Here is a 12764-nt window from a genome sequence, read left to right as displayed (position 1 = left end):
TCGGTTTCTCCTCAGGCAGGGGTGGCGCTGGTGGCGATCAGTTGCGGTTGCGGCGCACGCTCTTTGGCGATGATCCGCTCCAGGATCTTGCGCGACTGCACGCCACCGGCATCGATGTTCAGCTTCAGCAGGTTGCGTTCGGGGTAGGCCAGCAGGTTCTTTTGCTGAAGCTCCAGCATCTCCAGGTCTTCGCTGAAAATCTTGCCCTGGCCTTCACGGATGTTGTCGGTCAACGCCTGGTCTTGCGCCGCGAAGTTGCGCGCCATGCCCCAGAAGTACCAGATCGAGGTGTCGCTTTCCGGCGTGATGAAGTCCACCACGATGCTCGACGCCTTGTGCTGCGCATCCGCGTGGTAGCCACCCTTGCCGGCATGCGCCACGCCTACCTCGATCAGCACGTGACTGGGCGGGGTGAAGCGGCAGATCTGCCAGCGGTCCACCGGCACATCGTCGGCCAGCCCGTTGCCACGCAACGCCATGCGCCAGAAGGGCGGGGCCATGATGTTTTCCATGTGCCGGGCAGTCACCACCTCGTCGCCGGTAACGGTGGTGACTGGCGGCGCTTCGTCGATTTCCTTCTGGCCGATGCTGGAGGCGTGCACGTAGGTTTCGTGGGTCAGGTCCATCAGGTTGTCGATCATCAGCCGGTAGTCGCAGCCGATATGGAACAGCCCACCGCCATAGGCCCACTCATCGTTGACTGCCCATTCCAGATGCGGGATCAGCGCCGGGTCGGCCTGCGCCTGGTCGCCGGGCCAGACCCAGATGAAGCCATGGCGCTCCACCGCAGCGAAGGTTTTGTTGCAGGGGAAGCCCCGTACCCGCTGGCCCGGCATCGACACGGTCTTGCCATCGCAGCCCATCACCAGGCCGTGGTAGCCGCATACCAGGTTGCCGTCTTCGACGTAGCCCAATGACAACGGTGCGCCGCGGTGTGGGCAGAAGTCCTCTACGGCAGCTACGCGGTTCTCGTGGGCGCGGTAGAACACGATCTTCTCGCCGCAGATCTGCCGGCCCAGGGGCTTGGTGGCGATTTCATCGGGGGTGCAGGCTACGTACCAGGTGTTTTTGGGGTACATGGGGGAGGCTCTCCGGGGTTTTGTTTTTATTTAATGGATCCATTAGAGCTTTCGCCATCCTGATAGGTCAATCGTAAAATCCGAAATACTTGAGGTTATGGGCGATTATCGGATTTCTTATGGATCCACTATTGGGGTCGCCACTGTAGTCTTACTTACCGCCTTTGACCCGTGCCCTCCCGAACCTGCTATTCCTAAACAGACCCACCACCCACCAAGGCCCATCGATGCTCGCCATCGAACAGCTCCACAAATCATTCCCCACTCCCCAAGGCCCGCTCCCGGTGTTGCAGGGCGTAAACCTGCAACTGGCCCGCGGCAGCAGCCTGGCGCTGATGGGCGAGTCGGGCAGCGGCAAGAGCACCTTGCTGCACCTGGTTGCCGGCCTGGACCGTGCCGACAGTGGCCGCATCCTGATCGATGGCACGCCGCTCGACAGCCGCTCGGAAGCCGCGTTGGCGCAGTGGCGACGGGAGGGCATTGGCCTGGTGTTCCAGCAATACAACCTGATCAGCAGCCTGGATGTGGCGGCAAACCTCGCATTCCAGGCAAGGCTGGCCGGCCGACATGACCGGCAATGGGCGGCCTACCTGGCAGAACGCCTGGGCCTGGCGGGTTTGCTGGCGCGCTACCCGGAACAGTTGTCCGGCGGCCAGCAGCAGCGGGTCGCCATCGGCCGGGCGCTGGCCGGGCGCCCGGCGTGGCTGCTGGCCGATGAGCCGACCGGCAGCCTGGACGAAGCCAGCAGTGACGAGGTGCTGAGCCTGCTGCTGCAACTGGTCGCCGAGGCCGGCAGTGGTGTGTTGATGGTGACCCATAGCCCCCGGTTGGCGGCACACTTGCAGCAGCGTTGCTACCTGCAAGCCGGCCGCGTTCAGCCAGGGCAGGGCTGATGAGGCTTTTATCGCTGGCCGTGTTGGCGTTGCTCAGCCATTGGCGGCGCCATCGGGTGCAGTTTGTCAGCATATTTACCGGGCTGTGGCTGGCCACGGCGCTGTGGACGGGCGTACAGGCGCTGAACAGCCAGGCACGCAGTGACTATGCCCGGGCCAGTGCCGTACTGGCCGGGCCGTTGCAGGCGCAACTGCTGCCGCGCAATGGCGAGCGCTTCGACCAAGGGTTGTATGTGCAACTGCGCAGGCAGGGATGGGCTGTAACACCGGTACTGGAAGGGCGCCTGCGCTTGCCGGGGGAGCCGGCGCGTAGCATGCGGCTGATTGGCATCGAACCCTTGAGCCTGCCGCCAGCCAGCAGCATTGCGGGTGTACAGCCGCAAGCATTCGATTTGCAGGCATTCATCGGTACACCCGGGCAAACCTGGGTAGGGCCGGATACCTGGCGCCAACTGGGTGCAGGTCCAATACACGACAGCGAAGGGCAGCCGCTTCCACCCTTGGTGCTTCAGCCGGCGCTGGCGCCCGGTGTAATGATTGTCGACATCGGCCATGCCCAGCGCCTGCTGCACGCGCCTGGGCAGTTGTCGCGGTTGCTGGTGGCCGGCACGCCGGGGCCGCTGCCCGCTGCGATCGCGCCCTTGCTCGAATTGCAGCCACCGCAGGACGAGGGTGGCTTGCAGCGGCTGACCGACAGTTTTCACCTCAACCTGACCGCTCTTGGCCTGCTGGCGTTCGTTGTTGGCCTGTTCATCGCTCATGCCGCCATCGGCCTGGCACTGGAACAGCGCCGTGGCTTGATCCGCAACCTGCGTGCCTGTGGGGTGGGTCTGAACACCCTGCTGTGTGCCTTGATGCTGGAGCTGGGCCTGTTCGCCGTGCTGGGTGGGTTGGCCGGTGTGGTCAGTGGGTATGGGCTGGCCGCATGGTTGTTGCCTGATGTGGCCGCCAGCTTGCGTGGCCTGTATGGCGCCCAGGTTGCCGGCACGCTGAGCTTGCCCGCAGGGTGGTGGCTGACAGGTGTACTGGTGAGTGTGCTGGGTGCATTGCTGGCAGGGTTTGACAGCGTGTTGCGTGCAGCCCGGTTGCCATTGTTGGCGTTGGCACAACCTCAGGCCTGGCGGCTGGCGCAGGGGCCATGGTCAAGGCGCCAGGCCAGCGTGGCGGGCTTTCTATTGCTGCTGGCGTTGGCCTGTGGCCTGCTGGGTAACAGCCTGACCAGTGCGTTTGCCATGCTGGCTGGGCTATTGCTGGCGGCGGCGCTGTTATTGCCGGCGTTGCTCGACCGGGTGCTGGGCGTTTTGACACGGTATTGCCAGCGCCCCTTGGCACAATGGTTTGTCGCCGATTGCCGCCAGCAATTGCCGGCCCTGAGCCTTGCGCTCATGGCCCTGTTGCTGGCACTGGCGACCAGTGTTGGCGTGGGCAGCATGACCGAGGGCTTTCGCAAGACATTCATTGGCTGGCTGGACATGCGTTTGTCTGCCGACCTGTATGTCACCCCTCGGGATACCGCCCAAGGTTTGCAGATTGCCGAATGGCTCGGCCAGCAACCTGTCGTGAGCACGGTGTTGCCTGGCTGGCGTGTTGAAACCCGGTTGCAGGGCTGGCCGGTGCAGGTCCAGGGCATCGTCGATCACCCCATCTACCTAAAACGTTGGCCGTTGCTTGAGCAGCAGCCCCAGGCCTGGGAGCAACTGGCCAGCGGGCAGGCCGTGATGCTCAGTGAACAATTGGCCAGGCGCTTGAAGCTGCACTTGGGCGACCGCCTGGCGCTGCCTTCGCAGGCCATGACGGTGGTCGGGATCTATGCCGACTACGGCAACCCCAAGGGCCATGTGCTGGTGAATGCCGGTTGGTTGCGTGCGCACTGGCCACAGGCGACGCTGACCGGGTTGAGCGTTGATCTGCCCGCCGACCAGGTGGCCGTCACCAAGGCTGCATTGCAGCAGCACTTCGGCTTGGACGACAGCCGCGTGGTAGAGCAGGCACGCCTGAAAAGCTGGTCTACCGAGGTGTTCAACCGTACCTTTGCTGCCACTGCCGCGCTCAATAGCCTCACCCTTGGCGTGGCCGGCGTGGCGCTGTTCATCAACCTGCTGACGTTGGGCCAGACCCGGCTCAACCAGCTGTCACCGCTGTGGGCGCTGGGCGTGCCGCGCCGGCAGCTGGTGTGGCTGAGCCTGGGGCAAACGCTGATGCTAAGCAGCTTCACGGTATTGCTGGCCATCCCGTTGGGGGTGTTGCTGGCCTGGTGCCTGGTGGCGGTGGTCAATGTGCAGGCGTTCGGCTGGCGCCTGCCGCTCTACGTGTTCCCTGCGCAACTGCTGCAACTGGCTGTGCTGGGCCTGTTTACCAGCCTGCTGGCCAGCGCCTGGCCGCTGTGGCAACTGGCGCGCCGCCAGCCCCGCGAACTGTTGAGGCCGTTTGCCGATGAAGCGTAGTGCGTGGTGGGTACTGTGCGGCCTGCTCAGTGCCTGTGACCAACCGGCACCGCAAGGCTATGCCGGGCTTGGGCAGCAGGCAGGCGGGTTCAGCCAGGTCACCCGCGGGCATCGCCTGGCGTTCCCGCGTGACCACGGCCCGCACGAGGGTTTTCGCATCGAGTGGTGGTACGTCACCGCCAACCTCAAGGATGCCCAAGGGCGTGACTGGGGCGCGCAGTGGACGCTGTTCCGCTCGGCCCTGCGCCCAGGCCCGGAAACCACCGACTGGAACAGCCCGAACGTGTGGATGGGGCACGCGGCTTTGACCGGCCCGGGTGGGCACCAGTCTGGCGAAACCCTGGCGCGCGGTGGTATCGGCCAGGCCGGTGTACAGGCCCAGCCGTTCCGGGCGTGGATCAATGACTGGGCGTTGCAGGGCAGGGCTGGCATCGAGCGTTTGCGCATGGTCGCCGGGGGCGCAGGGTTTCGCTACGACTTGCGTCTGGGCAGTGATCGGCCCTTGGTGCTGCATGGCGATCAGGGCTACAGCGAGAAGTCGGGCAAGGGGCAGGCCTCTTACTATTACAGCCAGCCGTTTTACCGTGTGCACGGGGAAGTGGAGCGTGATGGCATGTGCATCGCGGTCATGGGCCAGGCCTGGCTCGACCGAGAATGGAGCAGCCAGCCGCTGGCGGCCGGGCAAACGGGTTGGGACTGGTTTTCGCTGCACCTGGACAGTGGGGGCAAGCTGATGCTGTTCCAGGTGCGAGAGGCGCAGGGTGAGGCGTATCGGGCGGGTACCTGGGTGGGGCCGCAGGGTGAGGTTGTAGCGCTTGAAGGGGAGCAGATCCAGATGCACGCGCTGGCCTGGGCAAATCAAAAAAATGGCAAGCGGGTGCCGACACGTTGGCGGGTACAGGTACCGGAGCATGGTGTGGATTTGCAGGTTGACGCAGTGCAACCGCAGGCATGGATGGATACGCGATTTCCGTACTGGGAAGGGCCGGTGCGGTTGACGGGGAGTACGGGGGGGCGCGGGTATCTGGAAATGACGGGGTATTGACCTTCGGCCCTGTCTCCTGCTGGAAACACATGTCTCCAGCGAGTCGTACATTCTGTGGGCGGGTTTACCCGCGAAGCAAGCAACGCGGTGCATGGCACGGGCTGCACCGGTGTTGCGGGTGAACCCACACAGAGATCGCATCAGGGCTGACAGGTGTTGGCCTCGGCATCTTCAGCGTCTGTGAGATCGAGCGCCGCGCGGGCGGCGCTCGATCTCACAGACGCTGAAGATGCCATGGCGAGCACCCGGCAACCCATATTCAGTCCTTGACCAACCCTCGCAGCACCGTCCGAGCCTCTTCTGTGCGCAAGCACTCGATAAACAACCGGCTTTCCCGCGCCACCGTCGCCTCCAGCTCGGCCCGCTGGCTGTCCTTGAGCAACCGCTTGCTGATGCGCAGCGCCGTCTGCGGGTAACTTTGCAGCTGCCGCGCCACCCGCTGTGCAGCAGCCAGGCATTGTTCGCCATCCTCATGCAGTTCATTGGCCAAGCCCCAGGCCACCATCTGCTCGCCATTGAGCAGCTCGTTGCCCAGTAGCAGGCGGGCCGCACGGGCCTGGCCGAGCATGCGCGGCAGCAGCAGGCTGGAGCCGAACTCCGGGCACACACCCAGCGGTGCGAAAGGCATGCGCAACTTGGTCGAGCGGCTGACCAGCACTTGGTCGCAATGCAACAACAAGGTGGCACCAATGCCGATGGCCGCGCCACTGACTGCCGCGATCAGCGGCTTGTCCAGCCCCATGACCACCCGCATCAGGCGGAACACCGGGCTGTCCAGGTCGCCGGGCGGGTTGTCGAGAAAGTCGCGCAGGTCGTTGCCGGCAGTGAAGCACTGCGGCCCACCGGTGATGATGATGGCCTCTACGCTCGGGTCTTCACTGGCCGCCAACAGCAGGTCGCCCAGCTGCTGGTACATGGCCGTGTTCAGGGCATTGAGCTTGTCGGGGCGGTTGAAAGCCAGGGTCAGCAGGCCCTGGTCCAGTTCGCGTGTGATCAGGTCGTTCATGGCAGCCGCTTTTATTGTTGTGGGCAGGGCAAGGGTTTATCACGCACTCCGGCTTGTTGTACAGTCGTTCAGTCCAGCCCTGAACCGAGAGCCGTCGATGAACCAGGAAGCCCGCTACCACCGCATGCTGCCGCAATTGCGCAAAGCCAACCTGGTCGAAGCGACCCTGGTGTGCCTCAAGCGCCATGGCTTTCAGGGCGCCTCGATTCGCAAGATCTCGGCCGAGGCGGGGGTTTCGGTCGGGCTGATCAGCCACCACTACGCCGGCAAGGACGAACTGGTGGCCGAGGCCTACCTGGCCGTTACCGGCCGGGTGATGGGCCTGCTGCGCGAAGCCATGGCCCAGGCGGCGCCCAATGCCCGCGAGCGGTTGTCGGCGTTTTTTCGCGCGTCCTTCTGCGCAGAGTTGCTCGACCCGCAACTGCTCGACGCCTGGCTGGCGTTCTGGGGGGCAGTGAAAACGGCCGATGCGATCAACCAGGTGCATGACCATTCCTATGGCGAGTACCGCAAGGAACTCAGCCAGTTGCTGGCCGAACTGGCCACGGATGAGGGCTGGCAGGGCTTCGACGCCGACCTCGCCGCCATCAGCCTCAGCGCCTTGCTCGATGGCCTGTGGCTGGAGTCGGGGCTCAACCCCGGCACCTTCACCCCCGAGCAGGGCGTGATTATCTGCGAGGCCTGGGTCGATGGCCTGCAAGCCGGTGGTCGGCGCCGCTTCAGCCTGCCCGGGGGCTGTTGATCGCCTGTTCAGTAACGAGTACGCTGCTGGCGCGAGTGTGTAAACAACACCAATAATAAAGAGACAACACGCAATGACGCCTCGGGTATTGATCGTCGATGACGATCCGCTTGTTCGTGACTTGCTGCAGGCCTATCTGGCCCAGGAAGGCTATGACGTGCACTGCGCCGACACGGCAGAAAAGGCCGAAGCCCTGCTTGGCAGCCAGCCTGTCGACCTGGTGCTGCTGGATATCCGCCTGCCGGGGAAGGACGGCCTCACCCTGACCCGCGAGCTGCGGGTGCGCTCGGAGGTGGGCATCATCCTCATCACCGGCCGCAACGACGACATCGACCGCATCGTCGGCCTGGAATGCGGCGCCGACGATTACGTGATCAAGCCGCTCAACCCCCGTGAACTGGTGTCCCGCGCCAAGAACCTGATCCGCCGCGTGCGCCATGCCCGCGAGCAGCACCCGGCACCGGCCTGTGCTCAGTCGTTGAAGCAGTTTGCCGACTGGGCGCTGGACACCGACCGCCGCCGCCTGATCGACGCGCGCGGCGGGCAAACCCTGCTGACCCACGGCGAGTTCCAGTTACTCAGCGTATTCCTGCGCAACAGCGGCCATACCCTGAGCCGCGACCAGCTGATGGACCAGATTCGCAACCGCGAGTGGGTGCCCAACGACCGCTCCATCGACGTGCTGGTCGGCCGCCTGCGGCGCAAACTGCACGACGACCCGGCCGAACCGCAGCTGATCATCACCATTCACGGCACCGGCTACCTGTTCACTGCCAGCGTGGCGGCATGACCCATCGCGCCTGGGGGATGGCGCTGGCGTTGCTCAGCGTGCAGGCCGGTGCGGCGCAGACGGTGCGCTACTGCGATTACCCGGTGTATCCACCGATTTCCTGGAGCGACGGCCACCAGGTACGTGGCCTGGCGCCGACTGTGGTGCGCGAGCTGTTCGCACGCATGGGCTATGAGGTACAGACCGTGGTGCTGGGCAACTGGAAGCGCTGCCTGATGGATGCCGCCGCCGGCCGGGTGGACGTGGTGCTGGCCTACAACAGCGACCAGCGTGACCAGCGCATGCGCTTTTCCACGGAGCCGGTGGTGCGCGAAGAGGTGGCCGTTTTCTACAACCGCCTCAGGCCGGTTCGGTTCGCACGCCTGGAAGACCTGGCTGGCTACCGCGGTGGGTTGCTGTACGGTGAAAGCTACGGCGCAGAGTTCGACCAGTTCGTCGCCCGCCACCAGAACATCGAGCGGGTGTCTTCCAGCCAGCAGAATTTTGGCAAGCTGATCCGCGGGCGCATCGACTACGTGATTCAGGAGCGGCGTACCGGCCAGCTGTTCATCGAGCACCTGCCCGGGGCGCAGGACATCCGCGTATTGCCCACGGCACTTAGCGTGGACTACCTGCGCGTTGCGGTTTCGCGGCAATCACCCTTGAGCCAGCACATGGACGAGATCGACGAGCAGCTGCGGCGTATGAACCAGGCCGGTGAGATCGAGCGCTGGCTGGAGCAGAGCGAAGTCACCTACCGCGACATGATCAAGCTGCCGGCGGACGCCCGATGATCCGCCTGCACACCGATGGCCTGCTGCGCCGCCTGCTGGTGTTCATCCTGCTGTTCAGCTTGTGTTTCACCGTGTTGGCCAGCGCTGTGCAGCTGTACTTCGAATACCGCCGCGAGATGCGCGACATCGAGGCGCGCATGGCGTTGATCCGCGCTGGCTACCTGGCCAGCCTGGAGCGCAGCCTGTGGGACCTGGACGAGGCGCAGCTGGATACCCAACTGCGTGGCCTGGTGGACTTTTCCGACGTGGCCCGGGTACGCCTGGTCAGCGAAGACTTCCAGCTATTACGCGGTGATGCCGAGCCCAAAGGCCCGCTGCGCAGCGAGCGCTTCCCCCTTGATTATCAGCCGCCCTCGGGGCCACCCAGGCACCTGGGGGAGCTGGAAGTCAGTATCGACCTTGGCGCGGTGCACCGTCGGCTGTACGCCACGGGCCTGGCCAGCTTGCTGTGGATGGGCGTGTTCCTGTGCGGCCTGGCGGTGGCATTGTCGGGGCTGTTCTATCGCCTGGTCACCCGCCATCTGCAGGTGATGGCCGAGTTTGCCCGGCGGATCGGTGCCGGGCAGTGGCAGGAGCCGTTGCGCCTGGGCCGCCGTCGCTCGGCGCGCCCGGATGAAATCGACACCGTCGCCCACGCCCTGGACGACATGCGCCGCGCCATCCTCAGCGACATCGAGCGCCGCGAGCGCGATCGCCTGGCGTTGCAGGACAAGCGCGACGAACTGCAAGCCATGGTCGAACGCCGTACAGCCAGCCTGGCCCGGGCCAAGGATGACGCCGAGGCCGCTAACCTGGCCAAGTCGCGCTTCCTGGCAACCATGAGCCATGAGCTGCGTACCCCGCTCAACGGCATCCTGGGCATGGCCGAACTGCTGCGCGGTGGCCGCCTGGAAGCGCCCGACCGCGAGCGCGTCGAGGCGTTGTACAAAGCTGGCGAGGGCCTGTTGGCGATCCTCAACGAAGTGCTGTACTTCGCCCGGCTGGAGGAGGGGGAAAGCCGGGCCGAGCTGGTCGGTTTCTCGCTGCGCCAGTTGTGCCGTGAAGTGCTGACGCTGCTCGAACCCATGGCCGTGGCTAACGGCGACACGCTGCTACTGGACATCGATGAACAACTGGCCGGGTATCAGCATGGCGCCGAGCAGTACCTGCGCCAGGTGCTCAGCAACCTCCTGGCCAATGCCATCAAGTTCACCGAACACGGCCAGGTGCGGCTCAAGGTGCAGGTGCTGGGCAGTGACGGGGCTGCGCAGCGTGTGCGGCTGTCGGTGAGTGACAACGGGATTGGCATTGAGCCGGCCGTACAGGCAAAAATCTTCGACCGCTTCGTCCAGGCCAGCGAGGCCGTGGCCCGGCGCTATGGCGGCACGGGTCTGGGCCTGGCGATCTGCAAGCATCTGGTGGAAAAACTGGGCGGCTGCATTGGCCTGGACAGCGTGCAAGGGCAGGGCAGCAACTTCTGGTTCGAACTCGACATTGCACGTGGGCAGCAGGCTGCAAGCAGTGCTGCAGCCCCCACGGCCACGGCCAGCCTGGATATCCTGGTGGTCGAGGATGTGGCGCTGAACCGTGAAGTGGCGGGTGGCTTGCTGGCGTCTGATGGCCACCGGGTAATCTTTGCCGACGATGCCGCGCAGGCCTTGCAGGTGTGCGCACAGCGGCGTTTCGACCTGATCCTGCTCGATGTCCATCTGCCCGGCATGAGCGGGGTGGAACTGTGCCGGCAGCTTCGCGCCAACCCAGGGCCAAACCGCCATAGCCGGATAGTGGCGCTGACCGCTGGCGTGCAACCGGGGCAGGTGTCGGGTTACCTGGAGGCCGGTATGCAGGGTGTGCTGGCCAAGCCGCTACGGCTGGTCAACCTGCGCCAGGCACTGGCTGAAGTGGCGCCCGCTGAACAGGCCGCTGCAGACCCCGACATGGACTGGTCGCTGCTGGCCACGCACCGTTCACTGCTGGGCGAAGAAAAGCTGCAAGGCCTTTTGAATGTGTTGCGCCAATCGCTGGAACAACACACCGCCACGTTGGCCGAGGCGCTGTCGGCGCAGGACCATACCGATGTGCAGCACTTGGCCCACCGCCTGGCCGGCAGCTGCGATTCCCTTGGCTTCTCTGGCCTTGCCGGGCTGTTGCGACGCCTGGAAGACGCGGCGCGCGAGCATGACCAACAGGCCCTTGACGCCCTCGCCGAGCCACTGGCAAGCCAGTTCGGCCAGGCCCGTGCCACCCTGGAACAGTTGATCCAGAGCTGACGTACAAAAAACTTACGACTTTTTACATCTTCGATCCGTTCGTACAACAGCACCTTACATCTGCTTCCAATAATCCATGGCAACCGTGTTGCACGCGGTCCATGAGGCTTATTGGAGACAAGAATAATGACATGCTCTGGCACTCAGCCCCTTCCTTGCACCACCCCGCGCACTTGCCACAATGGCGAGGTGTGCCATGACTGATACCCACGAGAAAATCCAGCTCACCCGCGCACTGAAAAGCCGGCACATCTTCATGCTGTCGCTGGGCGGGGTGATTGGCACCGGCCTGTTCATGGGCTCGGGCGTCACCATCAACCAGGGCGGCCCGGTGGGCGCGATCCTGGCCTACCTGGTGGCGGGTTTGCTGATGTACCTGGTGATGGTCTGCCTGGGTGAACTGTCGGTGCAGATGCCGGTGTCCGGCTCGTTCCAGGCCCATGCCACCAAGTTCATCGGCCCGGCTACCGGCTTCATGATCGGCTGGGTGTACTGGATGAGCTGGGCGACCACGGTGGGCCTGGAGTTCACCGCCGCCGGCATGTTGATGACCCGCTGGTTCCCCGAGGTGCCGATCTGGTACTGGTCGGCGCTGTTCGTGGTCGTGCTGTTCGGCCTCAATGCATTGGCCACCCGTGCATTTGGCGAGGCGGAGTACTGGTTCTCGGGCATCAAGGTGGCAACCATCCTCGGCTTCATCGTCATTGGCCTGATGGTGATTTTCGGCGCTATCCCGCTGAGCAGCGGGGCGCCGGCACCGATGCTGGACAACCTGGTGGGCGAGTCGCTGTTCCCGCACGGCCTGTCGGCGGTGTTCGCGGTGATGATGACGGTGGTCTATGCCTTCCAGGGCTGCGAAATCATGGGGGTGGCGGCTGGCGAGACCGAGCACCCGGAAAAGAGCATCCCGCGGGCGGTGCGCAACGTGGTGTTCCGCGTGCTGATCTTCTACGTGCTGGCCATTGCCGTGTTGTCGGCCATCGTGCCGTACGAGCAGGCCGGGTTGATGGAAAGCCCGTTCGTGCAGGTGTTCGACATGGTCGGCATCCCTTACGCCGCCGACCTGATGAACTTCGTCATCCTTACCGCCATCCTGTCGGTGGGCAACTCCGGGTTGTATGCGTCCACGCGTATCCTGTGGGCCATGTCCAAGAGCGGCATGGCACCCAAGAGCCTGTCGCCGTTGAGCAAACGTGGCGTGCCGCTGCGGGCGCTGAGCATCACCCTGTGCTTTGCCTTGATCTCGTTGATGACCAGCTTCATTGCCGCCGACACCCTGTTCATGGTGCTGATGGCGGTGAGCGGCATGTCCGGCACCGTGACCTGGATCGTCATTGCCCTGGCGCAGTATCGCTTTCGCAAGGTGTACCTGCGTGAGGGCGGGCAATTGCAGGACTTGAAGTACAAGGCGCCGCTGTACCCGTTGGTGCCGCTGCTGTGCATCACCTTGTGCAGCTCGCTGTTCGTGTTCCTGGCGCTGGATGAAACCCAGCGGCCGTCGCTGTATTGGGGCTTTGGGTTTATTGCCCTGTGCTATGCGGCGTATTACTTCGTCAATCGCCGTCGGCAGGGGGCCTTCGAGCCTAGTGCGCCGGGGGTTTGATGCCGTAGTTCGTTGGTTGAAGGTGTTTGTCGCAGCATTTTTGTTGCCTGTGAGATCGAGCGCCGCCCGCGCGGCGCTTCGCGGGGCAAGCCCGCTCCCACATTTGTTGCAACGTGCCGAACCTGTCAGGCCATGGTTGT

10 protein-coding genes are annotated in these 12764 nt (G+C 64.3%); 8 read left to right on the top strand and 2 right to left on the bottom strand.

Annotation, left to right across the window (positions count from 1 at the left end; genetic code table 11):
- Nucleotides 1-11: 11 nt before the first annotated feature.
- Entirely contained in the window at nucleotides 12-1079 is a 1068-nt protein-coding gene (locus ACIQUI_RS25125; RefSeq protein ID WP_403203351.1) for a Rieske 2Fe-2S domain-containing protein, read from the bottom strand.
- A gap of 227 nt (nucleotides 1080-1306) precedes the next feature.
- Here ACIQUI_RS25125 and ACIQUI_RS25120 point away from each other — a divergent pair, with 227 nt between their 5' ends.
- The 3 genes from ACIQUI_RS25120 to ACIQUI_RS25110 are packed head-to-tail and all read left to right on the top strand — an operon-like array spanning nucleotide 1307 to nucleotide 5461.
- Nucleotides 1307-1972, top strand: coding sequence for an ABC transporter ATP-binding protein (locus ACIQUI_RS25120; RefSeq protein WP_403203350.1), 666 nt, complete (start codon nucleotides 1307-1309; stop codon nucleotides 1970-1972).
- The gene (locus ACIQUI_RS25115) at nucleotides 1972-4416 is read left to right on the top strand and encodes an FtsX-like permease family protein (RefSeq protein ID WP_403203349.1); all 2445 of its coding nucleotides are present in this window, start codon (nucleotides 1972-1974) and stop codon (nucleotides 4414-4416) included. Before ACIQUI_RS25120 ends, ACIQUI_RS25115 begins: the two co-directional genes overlap by 1 nt.
- Nucleotides 4406-5461 carry a lipocalin-like domain-containing protein gene (locus ACIQUI_RS25110; protein WP_403203348.1) on the top strand — a complete coding sequence of 352 codons (1056 nt, stop codon included), beginning with the start codon at nucleotides 4406-4408 and terminating at the stop codon, nucleotides 5459-5461. Before ACIQUI_RS25115 ends, ACIQUI_RS25110 begins: the two co-directional genes overlap by 11 nt.
- A gap of 259 nt (nucleotides 5462-5720) precedes the next feature.
- On the opposite strand, the gene ACIQUI_RS25105 is transcribed toward ACIQUI_RS25110, so the two are convergent.
- Nucleotides 5721-6467, bottom strand: a complete 747-nt coding sequence (locus tag ACIQUI_RS25105) for an enoyl-CoA hydratase-related protein (RefSeq protein WP_403203347.1) — start codon at nucleotides 6465-6467, stop codon at nucleotides 5721-5723.
- A gap of 97 nt (nucleotides 6468-6564) precedes the next feature.
- Here ACIQUI_RS25105 and ACIQUI_RS25100 point away from each other — a divergent pair, with 97 nt between their 5' ends.
- The 5 genes from ACIQUI_RS25100 to ACIQUI_RS25080 all read left to right on the top strand — a co-directional run bounded on the left by ACIQUI_RS25100 (nucleotide 6565) and on the right by ACIQUI_RS25080 (nucleotide 12624).
- Nucleotides 6565-7209: a TetR family transcriptional regulator C-terminal domain-containing protein gene (locus ACIQUI_RS25100; protein WP_403203346.1), complete on the top strand. Its 645-nt coding sequence runs from the start codon at nucleotides 6565-6567 to the stop codon at nucleotides 7207-7209.
- 73 nt (nucleotides 7210-7282) lie between these two features.
- Complete coding sequence (locus ACIQUI_RS25095) at nucleotides 7283-7999, top strand: response regulator (protein WP_403203345.1); 717 nt, start codon at nucleotides 7283-7285, stop codon at nucleotides 7997-7999.
- Complete coding sequence (locus ACIQUI_RS25090; protein ID WP_403203344.1) at nucleotides 7996-8772, top strand: substrate-binding periplasmic protein; 777 nt, start codon at nucleotides 7996-7998, stop codon at nucleotides 8770-8772. The genes ACIQUI_RS25095 and ACIQUI_RS25090 overlap by 4 nt, the downstream gene beginning before the upstream one ends.
- A complete protein-coding gene (locus ACIQUI_RS25085; RefSeq protein ID WP_403203343.1) occupies nucleotides 8769-11021 on the top strand; it encodes an ATP-binding protein in 2253 nt (750 codons plus the stop codon). The genes ACIQUI_RS25090 and ACIQUI_RS25085 overlap by 4 nt, the downstream gene beginning before the upstream one ends.
- A gap of 196 nt (nucleotides 11022-11217) precedes the next feature.
- Nucleotides 11218-12624, top strand: a complete 1407-nt coding sequence (locus ACIQUI_RS25080) for an amino acid permease (protein WP_403203342.1) — start codon at nucleotides 11218-11220, stop codon at nucleotides 12622-12624.
- Nucleotides 12625-12764: the final 140 nt, after the last annotated feature.

This window comes from Pseudomonas sp. NPDC090592 (assembly GCF_044769185.1).
GTDB lineage: Bacteria > Pseudomonadota > Gammaproteobacteria > Pseudomonadales > Pseudomonadaceae > Aquipseudomonas.
This window is presented reverse-complemented; position numbering and strand designations above follow the sequence as displayed.